Source organism: Rhizobium leguminosarum (assembly GCF_004123835.1).
GTDB lineage: Bacteria > Pseudomonadota > Alphaproteobacteria > Rhizobiales > Rhizobiaceae > Rhizobium > Rhizobium leguminosarum_M.
This window is the reverse complement of the sequence record NZ_MZMU01000002.1, coordinates 125902-139332: the sequence shown is the minus strand read 5'-3', so window position 1 is coordinate 139332 and position 13431 is coordinate 125902. Positions and strand designations below refer to the sequence as shown.

At 59.4% G+C, this 13431-nt stretch carries 14 protein-coding genes and 2 pseudogenes; 9 read left to right on the top strand and 7 right to left on the bottom strand.

The genetic code is table 11. The features are described 5' to 3' along the window. Positions 1-17: 17 nt before the first annotated feature. The 3 genes from B5P46_RS02060 to B5P46_RS35255 all read right to left on the bottom strand — a co-directional run bounded on the left by B5P46_RS02060 (position 18) and on the right by B5P46_RS35255 (position 623). Positions 18-227 (bottom strand): hypothetical protein, encoded by a 210-nt coding sequence (locus B5P46_RS02060; protein ID WP_129417233.1) that lies wholly within the window; start codon positions 225-227, stop codon positions 18-20. Between the two features lie 24 nt (positions 228-251). Beyond that, entirely contained in the window at positions 252-392 is a 141-nt protein-coding gene (locus tag B5P46_RS34780; protein WP_240603741.1) for a hypothetical protein, read from the bottom strand. A 105-nt stretch (positions 393-497) separates the two neighbouring features. Further along, positions 498-623: a hypothetical protein gene (locus B5P46_RS35255; protein WP_276314818.1), complete on the bottom strand. Its 126-nt coding sequence runs from the start codon at positions 621-623 to the stop codon at positions 498-500. A gap of 154 nt (positions 624-777) precedes the next feature. Between B5P46_RS35255 and B5P46_RS02050 the strand changes: the two genes are divergently transcribed. Beyond that, entirely contained in the window at positions 778-1779 is a 1002-nt protein-coding gene (locus tag B5P46_RS02050) for a sensor histidine kinase (RefSeq protein ID WP_129417231.1), read from the top strand. Between the two features lie 378 nt (positions 1780-2157). Beyond that, positions 2158-2382, top strand: coding sequence for a hypothetical protein (locus tag B5P46_RS02045; RefSeq protein WP_129417230.1), 225 nt, complete (start codon positions 2158-2160; stop codon positions 2380-2382). 299 nt (positions 2383-2681) lie between these two features. On the opposite strand, the gene B5P46_RS02035 is transcribed toward B5P46_RS02045, so the two are convergent. From B5P46_RS02035 to B5P46_RS02030, 3 genes are all read right to left on the bottom strand, one after another. After that, complete coding sequence (locus tag B5P46_RS02035; RefSeq protein WP_245456090.1) at positions 2682-3032, bottom strand: hypothetical protein; 351 nt, start codon at positions 3030-3032, stop codon at positions 2682-2684. Positions 3033-3075: 43 nt separating this feature from the next. Further along, positions 3076-3222 carry a hypothetical protein gene (locus B5P46_RS34220; RefSeq protein ID WP_164986432.1) on the bottom strand — a complete coding sequence of 49 codons (147 nt, stop codon included), beginning with the start codon at positions 3220-3222 and terminating at the stop codon, positions 3076-3078. A gap of 454 nt (positions 3223-3676) precedes the next feature. After that, positions 3677-5437: an EAL domain-containing protein gene (locus B5P46_RS02030; RefSeq protein ID WP_245456089.1), complete on the bottom strand. Its 1761-nt coding sequence runs from the start codon at positions 5435-5437 to the stop codon at positions 3677-3679. A 623-nt stretch (positions 5438-6060) separates the two neighbouring features. Between B5P46_RS02030 and B5P46_RS02025 the strand changes: the two genes are divergently transcribed. The 5 genes and pseudogenes from B5P46_RS02025 to B5P46_RS35330 form a co-directional block, all read left to right on the top strand. Next, on the top strand, positions 6061-6993 hold the full coding sequence (locus B5P46_RS02025) for an NAD(P)/FAD-dependent oxidoreductase (protein WP_129417521.1): 933 nt from the start codon (positions 6061-6063) through the stop codon (positions 6991-6993). 573 nt (positions 6994-7566) lie between these two features. Next, positions 7567-8010 carry an NUDIX hydrolase gene (locus B5P46_RS02020; protein WP_245456088.1) on the top strand — a complete coding sequence of 148 codons (444 nt, stop codon included), beginning with the start codon at positions 7567-7569 and terminating at the stop codon, positions 8008-8010. Positions 8011-8022: 12 nt separating this feature from the next. Beyond that, positions 8023-9045, top strand: a complete 1023-nt coding sequence (locus B5P46_RS02015) for an extracellular catalytic domain type 1 short-chain-length polyhydroxyalkanoate depolymerase (protein WP_129417228.1) — start codon at positions 8023-8025, stop codon at positions 9043-9045. Between the two features lie 344 nt (positions 9046-9389). After that, positions 9390-9995 carry a type IV toxin-antitoxin system AbiEi family antitoxin domain-containing protein gene (locus tag B5P46_RS02010; protein ID WP_432431464.1) on the top strand — a complete coding sequence of 202 codons (606 nt, stop codon included), beginning with the start codon at positions 9390-9392 and terminating at the stop codon, positions 9993-9995. Next, positions 9988-10083 (top strand): annotated as a pseudogene (locus B5P46_RS35330) (nucleotidyl transferase AbiEii/AbiGii toxin family protein); the annotation flags it as partial. The gene B5P46_RS02010 and the pseudogene B5P46_RS35330, both read left to right, overlap by 8 nt. A gap of 169 nt (positions 10084-10252) precedes the next feature. On the opposite strand, the gene B5P46_RS02000 reads toward B5P46_RS35330, so the two are convergent. Next, a complete protein-coding gene (locus B5P46_RS02000; protein ID WP_129417226.1) occupies positions 10253-11161 on the bottom strand; it encodes a nucleotidyltransferase and HEPN domain-containing protein in 909 nt (302 codons plus the stop codon). 390 nt (positions 11162-11551) lie between these two features. Here B5P46_RS02000 and B5P46_RS01995 point away from each other — a divergent pair. Together B5P46_RS01995 and B5P46_RS01990 are read left to right on the top strand one after the other, a co-directional pair. Then, positions 11552-12644: pseudogene (locus B5P46_RS01995) on the top strand (RHE_PE00001 family protein). Positions 12645-12677: 33 nt separating this feature from the next. Next, complete coding sequence (locus B5P46_RS01990) at positions 12678-13412, top strand: hypothetical protein (protein ID WP_164986431.1); 735 nt, start codon at positions 12678-12680, stop codon at positions 13410-13412. Positions 13413-13431: the final 19 nt, after the last annotated feature.

The window sequence follows — 13431 nt, the reverse complement described above, 5'->3', positions numbered from 1 at the left end:
GGCAGACCCTCCGACGGTCAGTTGGCGGGTTGCTCGACAGCAAGCATGAGGGCGTCCATCGAGGCGGCGGTCGCCGCCGATCCTCGGATCAAATGCACGAACTTGAAAGTTTCGATGCTGGGGGCGAACGTTATACTCGAGGGCTTCGCCGCCAGTCGCGCCGACGAAGCGAACGCACTGGAGCTCGCTCGCTCCATCGCGACGTCCTGCCGGGTCATCTCGCGCATGCTTGTTTGTCCCGCAGCTTGAGGTCAGACGAGCGGGCTTGCCGACCCTTCCACCTCGCACCGGTTCAATTCAGCCGCCATCTCCGTCGCATCATCCTTGCGAAGCTTCACCAGATCTCTTCCGTCCGACGCGGCGGGAAGATCGGTAAACGTGTCGACGATCATCCACGTCCCTCCCGTCTCCGGCCGGGCTTCGTAACGACGGTCCGCTGATTGGCTGTCGTCAGTGCTGGAGCGCTTTTTAGAGGACATGGCTGGCAACCAAGGCACTCACGAGAAGGCAACCATCGCGGCGCCGATGAACCAAAGGATTGCGTTGATGCGGTTGGTTCGGTGTGTGGCGATGCGGTGCGCGGGGCGAACCTTCGGGGAGCTGGGAATCGGGTATCTAGCCATGCTCTTCTCCTGTTGTTCCTCAACGTTTTTTCCACCTCGCTGTTCCAGAATTGCTTCGACATAGGTGCTTCGTAGACGGTCCACGGATTCTGTTTGTCGCTCATCTGCCTAGCGGGTACACCTACGCGTCGGAGTCAAACCCGAAAGGTATGCAATGAGCAGCAAGATGACCCAGCCTCAATGGACCGCGGAGGAATTCCGAAACGCGATGAAGTCGGCGGGAGTGGCCCTGTGGATGTGGATCATCGGCGACGACACCTTCGTGATGGACACAAAGGCCTACGAGCTGTGGGAGGTGGTCGACGACGGAGACCTGACCTTCGAGGATCTCTCGGCGAAGATTCATCCGGCCGACCGAGAGAGGGTGCGCACGGCGTTTGCCGCAACGCGGGCCGTTGACGGCCCGTTCGAGATCGATTTCCGTATCATCATCGACAATGAAATCGTCCGTTGGATCTCGGCCCGCGGTCAGGGAAATTCCGGAGACGCTAACACCAAGAAGATGACGGGCGTCTTCCTCGATGTGACTGGCCGCAAACAGGCGGAGGAGGGGCATGAGCTCCTCGCGGGAGAGATGAGCCACCGCGTCAAGAACCTGCTGGCGCTTGCGTCAGGTCTGACAGCCATAACGGCTCGCGGAACAGAAACCAAGGAGGACATGGCCCGGCAGTTGACCCAGCGTCTGATCGCTCTCGGCCGGGCCCACGACGTCGTTCGACCATTGCCGGACAGTCAGGGACATGCTGCGCTGCTAGGCGATCTGTTCACAGTACTTCTAGCGCCCTATGACGACGATGACGCCTTCTCCGGACGTATCCGCGTTGCCGTCCCACGCATGGGTCTTGGGGAAAAGTCGGCGACCAACCTCGCGCTCGTCATTCACGAACTGGCGACCAACTCGCTGAAATACGGAGCCCTGTCGGTCGAGGAAGGACTGCTCGACGTTTCCGGCGAAATCGAAGACGACGTCGTCGAAATCGTTTGGACGGAACACGGAGGCCCCGTCGCCGAAGCGCCGCAGTTCGCGGAAGGGTTCGGAAGCAAGCTTGTCCAACGGACCGTCGGCGGCCCGCTTGGCGGATCGATCTCATACGAGTGGGCAGAAGCCGGGCTCGTTGTGAGGCTGCGAATGAAGGAAGACAGGCTGGCGTCGTGATGTAGCAAGCCGAGGAGCCGAGGCGCCAATGAGAGGAGCCGCCTGAGCGAAGTTTCCCCGTAAAACCATAACTTCGGCTACCCCGATGGAACGTCGGAAGGCGGAGGGTCGCTTGCCTTCGACATGGAGGAACACAAGGTAGGACAGTCTCGCACTCGGGAAAGCGTTCTGATGCCATCGAAGAGTCGCCGTAGCACCTCGGCGATGCCGGTTGTGTTGCCGGAGACATCGAGCGGCAGCCCGCGAGGTCTGCGGGCCGCCGCTCCCTTCGAGATCCGCCGCCTGCTCTCAAGAAGGTAAGCGACCATAAACGACTGGCCTGCTGCCGATCGGAGCTGACCGCCTCCGTTACCCCACTAATCAAAGTCGCCAAGAGCGGTGAACACCACCACCGGGCACGCCACGGTCAGTTTCGGCACAGGCGAGATGATCGCCCTCGGCGAACCGCTGGCGGCCACTATTGATCGGCTTTACCTCGAGGTCGAGGCTACCGTTCCGATGGCGATGGAAGACGATCTCTTTAAGTCGGTCAATTCGGCTTGTGACCGATTTGCCGGTTGTGGGATTGGTATCGATGGTCGTCAGCCGTATTCCCGACGCTAGCCACCTTGTTGAGCTGTTTTCCTCCCATAGAAATGAACCGGATCGAGAATCTCCGTGCCTTTGACGTGCAGCCGACCTTTCCCTTTGAGGCTGGGCCATTTCACACATCTGGCCAGCCGGGAAATATGCGCGACGCACTGGCGGGCGTCTTCGCTGACGCCGCGCCTGACAGCCGGGGCCGCAGGCTTCTCGAACGCGCCTATGGCAATGGCCTTTTCGGGTTCGAATATCGGACCCTATTCGATGACACTTGCCGACAAGGGGCGCTGCTCATTTTTCGATGACCACCATTTTTGCGGTCAGCGCGCCGCTTTGCGTGTGTGACTCGTCAAGGCGTGAGCTTCACAAGCGGCTCCCCCGCTTCTTGCGTCCCAGATCGTTAGGTCGACGACAAAATCTCCCCTCCTCGATATCAGGTCGAGCAAGGCTGCGGCCAGCCGACCCGCGCAGATCGGGTTGGTCGCAAGATCGAGCGTTTCATTGCTCGTCAGCGCCAATCGAAATGAAAGGTCACCGTCTTCCAGGGGAGAAAATGGAGTGGCACTGTCGAATTCAAGATAGGCGTCCGCTTCGCCGTCGGCAGAGGGCCGACGAGCTTCGAAGGCTCGGTGAAATTCACGCTTTTGTTCGGAGGACAGCATCGTATCCATTCCTCTATCGCGATTAGTCCGGTGCCCAACCGAGGACGGCGCGTTAGGGCTGGCGCATTGGCACCAGTCTGGAGGTCTTTTCCGCGTGGATTTCCGGCCACTTGCTGTACGGCGCCGGTGCAGTGCCGATTGCCGAAATGGACACCACGATCGCCGTTACGGCCGAGAAAAGCACAAGTGCATAGGTCATAGCGTCCGATCCTTTGAGGTTGGTTCCCAGCCATTCCGGCCGCAAACTGCTCCGGAAGGATGAATCAAAGGCTAAGCAACATAGTTAAACACACGGATTTTCCCGATTATGGACAGAGTTGAGGATGAAGCTTTTATCGCCTCGACGTCCGGAACCTCGGGCTCGCTGTGAGTTCTTTTTCAAGCGCGATTGTCGACCGCGGTCATCCGCGAAGTCATCGCAGCCATTGGCATCTCTAAAGGAGGGGACGATCACGCCATGCAATTTCGTTCGGCTAGTGGAGCGACGGCGCGAATGAACTTCCAAGTCGGCGCCCAGCATATTGCGATCGGGATTGACCACCTCTTTTATTGCGCTCCTAACGGCGAACCGGTCTAGGTTCGCCAAGCTCCATTCTACCGCGCAACTTCGTCCACGCGACCTGCAGGCGGCAAGGTTGCTTCGAGCCCCCTCTTTAGGGCGTGAGCCTAGCCCGAATGAAGGTTCCGGTTTCTTGCCGACCAACCGGCGCCGCGGATGCTGCCTTCTGCTCGATGAGACTCAAGACCGCGCTGAACGGCATAGGTCGCCCGTAGAGGTAGCCTTGACCACATGGGCAACCCAAGGCCACCAGAGCCTCCTCCTGTTCGCGTGTTTCAATGCCTTCCGCGACCGTCTCCAGTCCCATGTCCCGGCTTAGGCCGATCAGTGCCCGGGTGATCGCAGCATCGTTCGGTCTGCTGCGGATCTGCTGGATGAATCCGCGATCGATCTTCAGCGTCGTCAGCGGATAGCGCTGCAACGAACTGAGGGAAGCATATCCCGTTCCAAAGTCGTCGAAGGCGATGCCAACGCCAAGTTCCCGCAGGGCCGTCATCGCCTCCAGCGAACGGTCGTCGTCCGCAAGTGCAATCGTTTCGGTGACTTCGAGCTCCAGTCCCTCTGGTGCAAGGGAATGCCTTTGAAGTGCACTGGCCACTTTTTGGATGAGATTGGGTGCGCGCAGCTGCCCTGGGAAGAGATTGACGCCGATCCTGATTTTGTAGCCTGACGCCTGCAGCTCGCTGGCGCGCTTTGCGGCTTCGTCAAGCGTCCACCAGCCAATATCCAAAGCCAGCGCGCTCTGATCGAGAGCAGGAAGAAAGGCTGCGGGCGTCAGCAGGCCCCGAACCGGATGATGCCAGCGGATCAAGGCTTCAAGTCCGATGATCTCTCCGTCGGAGAGCTTTATCTGGGGCTGATAGAAGAGCTCCAGTTCACCTTGACGCATCGCGGCAAGCAGTTCGTCCCGCAGTTCGCGACGCGCCGACGTCTCGCTCCGCATGGTGGCGTCATACATCCGGATCGATTGTCCGCCTGCGGCTTTCGCTCGGTACAGCGCGTAGTCGGCACTGGCAATCAGCTCCTCGGCTTCCACCCCGTGGGTCGGTGAAAGAGCAAAGCCGATGCTAGTGCCGAGTTCCAGAACATGTCCTCCCAGTTCAAACGGCTTTGCAAATGCCTGGAGGATTGCATCGGCTTGTGCATAAACGGCGCGCGGGTCGCTTACACCCTGCAACAGCACCGCAAATTCGTCGCCGCCAATGCGGGCTATATTGGCATCGGGGCGCAGCATGTATGGGAGCCTGACACCGACGGCCTGCAAAAGACTATCGCCGACCAAATGTCCGTGCGTGTCGTTCACCTCCTTGAAGCCATCCAGGTCCAATAGAATGATGGCGGCAGCGTTTCCTGCAGCAAGCGTATCGGCAAGCAGCGCGGAAAAGCGATGACGATTGAGCAGTCCAGTCAGGGTATCCTGGCTCGCCAGTCGCAACAGGCGCCCCTCTCGCTCCCGTCGCTCCGAAATATCGGTGATGACGGCACCAGCACAGAACCCGCGTTTGCCGCGCCAGGTTGATAGGGTGATCTCGATCGGAAACTCCGTGCCATCATTCTTGACCGCCGACACCTCGACTGGCCTGCCGCCGAGATTTGGCTTTTGCCCCGCAGACACCTTTTGCAGCCCTGCCATATGCGCGCCCCGCATCCGCTCGGGGATAATGATGGTGATAGGCTTTCCGATCATCTCCCCCTTGCTGTAACCGAACAGCGCGCACGCGGACGGATTGACGAACTCGATATCCCCGTGGCTGTCGATCGAGATCAGCGACAATTTCGTCGCCTCGGCAAATTTCGCCACCGTGAACGGTATGCGCCGCTTCGACCTGCTCAATGAAGATGACCTAGTTGCCATGAGTGCCTCGTGCATCGTACCGGGCCTGGTTTCCAAATCGCCACCGTTGGAACTCCGCTCAGCCAAGCATAATCAAGATGGATTGTATGCGTGAACATTGATTTAAGTTGCACCCATGCCGCTCGCACAAAGTGCAGAAAAGCGCGACCCGAGAGTGGCACGCAGTACCTCGCTCGAGATTGTTCCGATCGATGAACATTGGCCGATGTGGAACGCCATGAGCGCGTTGTCCTCAGAGTCAGCCGGGGCCGCGACGACCATGTTACCTGTAAGACCGAGACGTCGCCGCGATTCACATCGAGGCGATGCCGATGACGTCCACCCGTCCACTTTGGCTTCGTCCCCAGCGCTGGAAGCAGACCTGCTAATTCGGCAATGGTTTCGTGAAACCTATCTCGGGCCCCTCTCATTGCTACCCAACCTTGTGGTCCGTCCTCCGGGGGATCTGGGGCGGGAGGCCATCCGAATTTGGTGGCCCCCCAGAGCCCCGGCAACCGCATGGACGTCAAGGACATGGTGAGTTGGGTTACCGGACAATGGAACTATTGCCGTTTGCCGAGGTTGGCCATGTCGCCCACACTGTTGGAATTCCGGTTGGGGCCAACAGGATACGGAATGGCATGATGACGAACGCATTTGAGGATAAAGTGAACGACTGTGTTGTCATCGGGGGTGGTCCGGCTGGCCTGACCGCGGCGATTTACCTGGCGCGCTACCATCTTTCCGTGACGGTCTTCCACGATGACTCCAGCCGGGCCTCTAGCATCCCTATGTCGCACAACCACGCCGGATTCCCGGACGGCATCAGCGGCACCGAGCTGCTGGCGAGAATGAACGCCCAGGCTCAGCTCTACGGGGCAGCCATTCGACGCCGCAGGATCACGACGCTGCATAAAGTCGACAACCTGTTCATGGCAGAATTCGAGAACGGCAGCATCCGCTCTCGGACCGTACTTTTAGCTACCGGTGTCGTCAACCGACGGCCTGCGATGCCACAGGCAACCCATGATGAAGCCGTGGCTCGTGGCCTTCTGCGCTACTGTCCCGTCTGTGACGGTTTTGAGGTAACGGACAAGCCCGTCGGTGTAATCGGAACCGGAACGAAGGGGTTCAAGGAGGCCGTTTTCCTTCGAAGTTACACGAAGGATCTCACGCTGATATCGCCCGAGGGCGTCCATGATCTGTCCGAAATCGAGACGTCGTCCTTGACCCACCTTGGAATAAGAGTGGAAATCGGCCCCATCGCCTCGACGGATCTGGACAATGATATGATCCGCGTCACAACGCCAACGGAAACCTATTCATTCGCTTCCATATATCCGGCTCTCGGATCCGACATATGTTCGCACCTGGCATCACGTCTTGGAGCGAGGCTCTCAGACGAAGGATGTGTTCGCGTCGATGGTCACCAGAGGACCACGGTTCCGGGATTTTACGCCGCAGGAGACGTCGTCGCCGGTCTTGACCAGATCAGCCATGCCATGGGGCAGGCAGGAGTTGCTGCTACGACCATCCGCAACGACCTTGGCGAGCAAGCAGCCCTGGTGCGTTGTTGACCTTAATTTCGCGGCTCTGGCGCATGTTGGCGGGCATGTAAAAGAGTATAGCTGGCGTCGCCGCTTAAGCTGCTCAACAAAGGCAGGCCTCCGATCAGCCTCCTTGCTCTCGCCGACCACGAATGGATCAAATGGGCACGGCCATCCCAGAACGGTTGCAGCGGCGGTGGCGATCCGCAAGCTCCACCGCTTCGGCTCCATCCAGACCCAGGGGTGGTTTGAGCGGTAGCACCGAGCGGCAGCCAGCGAAGATCACCGGCTGCCGCTCCCTTCGAGCGTCCGCCGCCACGCGCTCAAGAAGGTAGGCCACCATACTCCTCCCGCATTTGAAAGACCTTGCTTCTGTCGCAGAATTGTCGCCCGTTATTGTCCACTGAAAGGCGTCGCTGCCAAGAAACGACGAGATTACGCAGCCTTCTCTTGGGGATATCTTGTGAAGAACCTGTGGGGAAATGGTGAACGGGAACCAAGGCGCATTTTCCGCTTGGAGCAGTTCCCCGCCGTGATGAAGCAAACTGGACTCTTGAACGTCGCCCAGCTAGCTTGCGCGGGCTTCGAAACCGGAGGCGGACGATGCTCAACGAAAACGCCCAGACGGAACTTACGAAAACCGTGTCTGGTCGCGATGTCGCGCAGGCTGGTGCTCTCTGCTACCGTCGGAACGAAAACGGTGGAGTTGAAGTCCTTTTTGTAGGCAGCCGACGGAACGGTCGATGGGGCATTCCGAAGGGGCACGTCGAAGGTGGTGAGGTCAGCAGCGCCGCGGCGCTGAGAGAGGCATTCGAGGAGGCCGGGGTCGCAGGCGTCGTCGACAAGACCGTGTTCGGTATGTTTTCTTATCGGAAAGACACGAGTCCCAACCGCTACCAAGTGGCCGTCCATCTTCTCCACGTGTCGAGGATCGCGGAGAAGTTTCCGGAGAAGAACATCCGTAAGACGCAGTGGTTCCCGCTAAAGGACGCCGTGCGCGACGCCGCGCGCGCAGCCGGGTCTGCGAACGCTCCTGTCGCGGATTGAGAACCTTGACCTATGAAGCTCAGTCTCGGCAGGTCGCTATTAAAGGTCCTCAGAGCCCAAAAGAGAATCAGCAAGCGGATCGAGAAAGCTCCCGAAACGACCCGAAGTAGAACGAAACGTTCGACATCCCGTCCGGCGAAACCGATTTTGGTCGAGACAACCGCGTTTGGAAGCAATCCGGGCCGCCTGGTGATGAAATCCTTCGTTCCGACGACGCGGCTGCCGAAGAACCCCGCGCTTGTCGTCCTGCTTCATGGCTGCGGTCAGACTCCCGAAAGCCTGGATGTCGCGACCGGCTTCTCCAAGCTCGCGAAAGAGCGCGGTTTCGTTCTTCTTTATCCGCAGCAGAAGAGAGCAAACAATTCGCAAAATTGCTTTAACTGGTTTCGACCAAGCGCCGTCGCTCGAGACCGCGGAGAGGTGCGTTCAATCAAGCAGATGGTCGAGCACATATGCGAGCGACATCGCATCGACCGTTCGAGGATCTTCGTTGCGGGACTGTCCGCCGGCGGGGCGATGACTGGCGCACTTGTCGCGAACTATCCCTCACTGTTTGCAGGCGCCGCAATCATAGCCGGCATGCCATTCGGATCTGCCCGCGACACGATGTCGGCCCTGCGCGCGATGAAGTCAGGTGCGACGCCGCCGCCGAGCGGATGGGGAAGACCCATCGCTGAGATTTCCCCGGAAGCCAACGCATGGCCTGCGATAACCATCTGGCAGGGCATGGAAGACCGGGTGGTCAAGCCTGTCAATGCGCTCGCGTGTGTTGCTCAGTGGCTCGAAGTCCAAGGCATTGCAGAAAACAGCGGCCGTTTGGAGGAGAAACCATGGGGCAGATTGCAGTCGTGGAAAGTCAAAAGCGAGCTGAAAGTGGCCCTCTATTCGGTCAGCAACATGGGCCACGGGCTTCCGATCAAGAAGCGCACGAGCGCCACGACGCTACGATCTGGAGACCCCTATGTGATCCCGGGAGAAATCTCGGCTCCAGCGGAGATGATGCGATTGTGGGGTTTGTCGAGGCTTCGAACATAACCAGCTGGCGGCATGTTCGGCGGTAGCTGGCAAATTCCTCCCAGCGAAGGGTGCTACGGATGCACCGTCCGCGGGCAACGAAACGCCAGGCTTGCATTCGAGCAGCTGACACTGCTGGCGACCGGCGCCCTCCTGCAACCCCTCGTTCTAGACCTGTCCGCCATGGGGCTTCGGTCGACCACTCCGCCCACACTGACATAACGCGTGATCGATTCCTGTCTCCCTGCTTTGAGCCTCGAACCAGGGCAGCCTATTCGACCGGAACACCTTTTCTCGCCAAAGAATGATACAAATCCTCGGATAATAGGTCCTATGTTCCGAGTTTTTGTATCGTGCCACCATCCATGTCCCAACGCCAGATTGCCCATACCGTGCTGACCGCGCGCGGAATTTCGCGCCTGGTAGAGCTGCGCGAGGCGGGCGTAACAGCCGCAACCATGAGCCGCATGGAACGCGACGGCGAGGTGCTTCGGCTCGCGCGAGGACTTTATCAACTTTCTGATGCGCCCCTCGACGTTCACCACAGTCTCGCAGAGGCCGCCAAACGGGTTCCCAAAGGCGTCGTTTGCCTCGTTTCGGCCCTGGCTTTCCATGGTCTGACTGATCAGCTCCCGCGGCAGGTTTGGCTCGCCGTGGGTCAGAAGGACTGGTCCCCTAAACCCGGAGGCACGCCCATTCGGCTGGTGCGTTTCACAGATCGTCTTCTAACAGAGGGTGTTGAAACCCACGCTGTCGAGGGGGTGACCGTGAAGGTCTTCGGCGTCGCAAAGACGATCGCCGATTGCTTCCGATATCGGAACAAGATTGGCCTGTCCGTGGCGATCGAAGGCCTTCAGGAAGCGCTGCGCCAGCGCAAGACGACGCCGGGCGAGATTGCTAGGCAGGCTGAGCGAGGAACGGTCGCCACGGTCGTTCGGCCCTATCTCGAGGCACTGACCGCCAATGGCTAAGGAGATCAAGAACATCGGCGCCTCGGTTCGCACCCGCCTGTTGCAGGTCTCCAAGACGAGCGGCCAGACCTTCGATCTTGTCCTGACCGCAAAACCTTGAGAAGCCGGATCGCCCGCTGCGAGGTCCGCCTCGGGCCGATTGAAGCCATTGTTAAATCTCGCTGATCAGCCTTCGGTCTTCCACCTGTCAGGACCCGAGGCCGGAAAGGGGCCGACGACTGCACCGATTGAGTAGCGCGAGCCGCGCCGTCCGGCTCCTAGCGGCTGTCGTGTTGGAGCTTTTCGAGATGCTCGGAGCAAATCGTCCTGACCAAGTCGAGCAGCACGGTCGTCCGTTCGCCGAGCCAGGTGAGAGCCTCCTCGCTAATCTCGTAATGTTTCGAATAGCGCGCTTTCACATATGCCTCGTTCACTGTGTTGAACCAGGCGCGTTCCTTGTGCTGATCACGCGGAAAGGCTTCGGCCAGGCGGCGGTCCTGTTCCTCGGCGAGTGAGCGCAGGAACTTGATGTTGTGCGATGGAGGGCCGTAATTGGTCAGAGTGAGCAGGATGCAGGAATAGGCTTGCTCGAGAGATTGATGAAGTTCGAAAGCAGCATTCTCTGCATACCCCCGATCTATCGCTAAGCGGCCCATTTCCAGGAAACGAGTTGCCGCTCGAAACCTTTGCTCAAAATGCTCCTTCGCGACGCGAAGCCGGTCCTCCATCGAAAGCGGTTCGGGCTCCGACAGTGGCTCATCGTCCAGTTCGTAGAGAACGATGCCTTCCTTGCGGATGTCGGAGAAGAAATACTGCCCCTCCTTGAGGTAGGTATTCACCTCGCGCCTGGAATGGACGATGAAGCTCACCGGCGTTTCGATCGAGTTCTCGCGGATCAGCCGGTCAGCCGCCTTGTGCCAGTATTCGGCGAACTCGCAGAGCTTGCGGTTGTTGACGATGATCAGCAGATCGAAATCGGAGCGATACCCCTTCATGGTGAAAGGTTCATCGACCCATCCGCCCTTGGCGTAGGAGCCGAACAGGATGATCTTAAGGATCCTGCCGCGCTTCTTGAAATCGGCGGTACCCTCTTTCAACGCGTCCTCGAATTCCTCGTGGAGGATTTCGAGGATCCGGCCGAGTTCTCGCTGCTTGCGAAGCGGCATATGTTCAAGCGACGATTTCATAAGCAATCGATAGGCGAAAGATCTTATATCGTCTACTCGCAGTTTTGAGAGGGAATCTGTCCGACCTAATCGCCTCCGAGATCACGTTCCTTCGAGGAGCGCGTTAGTCGAAGACGACCGTGAATGCCGCTTTCCAGGCAGATCGCACTCAGTAGGAACGGGTAGGAAAAACCCGTCACCACGCAATGGCGCTGAAAAAACGCATGCTCTTGCGCATCTAACTGGGAGTTGATCGGAGAGTGATCGTCGTACCATCGATAACCGATACTTATCGATGGTTAGAACTTCGTGGAAAATCCCGAGCGATGACGGAAGTTAGCATGTATATCGCTTCTGGTTAATGGCGTGTTTACCATGATTTCAAGGCGTTAAGATCCAGCCAAACTATGCATCTTGCGCTCTCGCGGCCATTTGGAGGCTGCCATCGTGCTGGCGTGTCTTGACGAGCGCATCGCCCGTTCGCCGGTCGGGGAGGGTGGATCGAACGTTGCCATTTTGGCGATGCCTGCGCCTCTTTGTGGATCGACGGCGAACTCGTCCATCTCGAAGACCTCGTCCTGCACGATGCCACCCGCGACATCCGCACCCCACCCACGAACTGACCATCGCCCGCGACGTGCTGAAAACCCGCCGTCGCATCGCCGCGCAGCCGCCCGGCTGGGCGCTTTCTCCCGACGGTCTCCGCAGCCTGCGTGGCCAGGCGGCTACGGAGGCGTCGGACGGCATCGCGGGCGGGAACGAGACCGCGCCGGCTGCCGACGAGGTCGTCGGAAGAGGGGAGGGGGAGGTAGTTGAAGATGATGTAAGCCCGCTCGACGCCGAATTCGCCGCCATTGATGCGGTGCTGGCTCGCTCAGACGCCGCGATCGAGTAGGCAAGACGGCCCGGCCGCGCCGGCGCCTCGGAAAAGGATCCGCTGGTTTACGATCTCGACTGGGACGAGGACGAGCGTCTGGAAGAATGGCGCGGCGTGTTGCGGCAGACACAAGACCTACCCGCAGTGCTGCAGGCGGTGGTCGCCCTCGATGCCTGGAACGATCTATCGGTGCTGCAGCATGCGCCGTGGCTCGGTCGGCTGCTCGCCGCCTCGATCTTGCGGCAGGCAGGACTAACGGCGGCGGCGCATCTGGCCGCCTTCAATTTTGGACTCAAGACCATCCCCGTCGATCGCCGCCGCCATCGCGATCGCGAAACCCGGTTGTTGTCCATGCTTGCTGGGATCATTGCCGCCGCAGAGCTCGGCCTGAAGGAACATGACCGGCTGGCGCTGGCGCTAAAACTGATGGAGCGCCGGCTGATCGGGAGGCGCACGTCCTCAAAACTGCCAGAGCTCGAGCTGGTGATGGCGCGGCCGCTGGTGTCGGCCGGAATGATCGCGAAGGAGCTTGCCATCACGCCGCGGGCGGCGCTGCGGATCGTCGAGGAACTCGGCCTACGCGAGATGACGGGGAGGGGGAGGTTTCGGGCTTGGGGGGTGCTATGAAGGATTGCCTGACGAAGCTCAAGATATAGAACTGTGGTGCGCCCGATCCTCTCCTTTCGCTTTGTGAAGGCGAGGTCCAAAACCAGGAAAGGTACTAAATCCGTGGCAACGTGGTGGATCGATGTATTGCAGGATGCCGCTCGCTCGCCAGTTGTTGCAGCGTGGTTTACTGCTATGGGCGCTTTGATCGCTGCGACCGTCAGTGCGATTGTCTCTTACGTCGTTTCCCGTCGCTCGGTTTATATCAACGCCGTTACCGCCGAGCGGTCGAAGTGGATAGAAGCGCTGCGAGGCAATGTCAGCGCCTTCTCCGGCGCCGCCGACCGGCTGAGCGCGCTCAGAAGTGGCGCAACCGCTATCGATAGCAAGGAGTGGGCCACACATGCGGGTGAACTGCATTCGTTGCTGTCCGAGCTGACGCTGCGTTTGAACCCGTCGGAACCTGAAGCGCGCAATCTGCTGCGTTGTGCGAAAAGGCTGGAGGCTGCCACGCGGCTTCATTCGCCGGCGTCAGTCATACTGGCAGACGAGATTATGATACGCCACGCACAGTGGGTATTGAAGGCAGAGTGGGAGCGGGTCAAGCAGGAGGCATCCGGCCCTCTTCAGGCGCCCTTTTTTTGGTTTCGCCGCTCAAGGCGGCGGCACGCCTACCAGCGCTTTTTGGCCGGTCCGGGTTCCTTAAGCCGACTGGATCAAATCGCCGCTGGAAAAACGGATCTGCAGCTGACTATGCTCAGGACTGAAATGAACAATCTGATCGAATGACTCGACCGAAAGGGCAAGG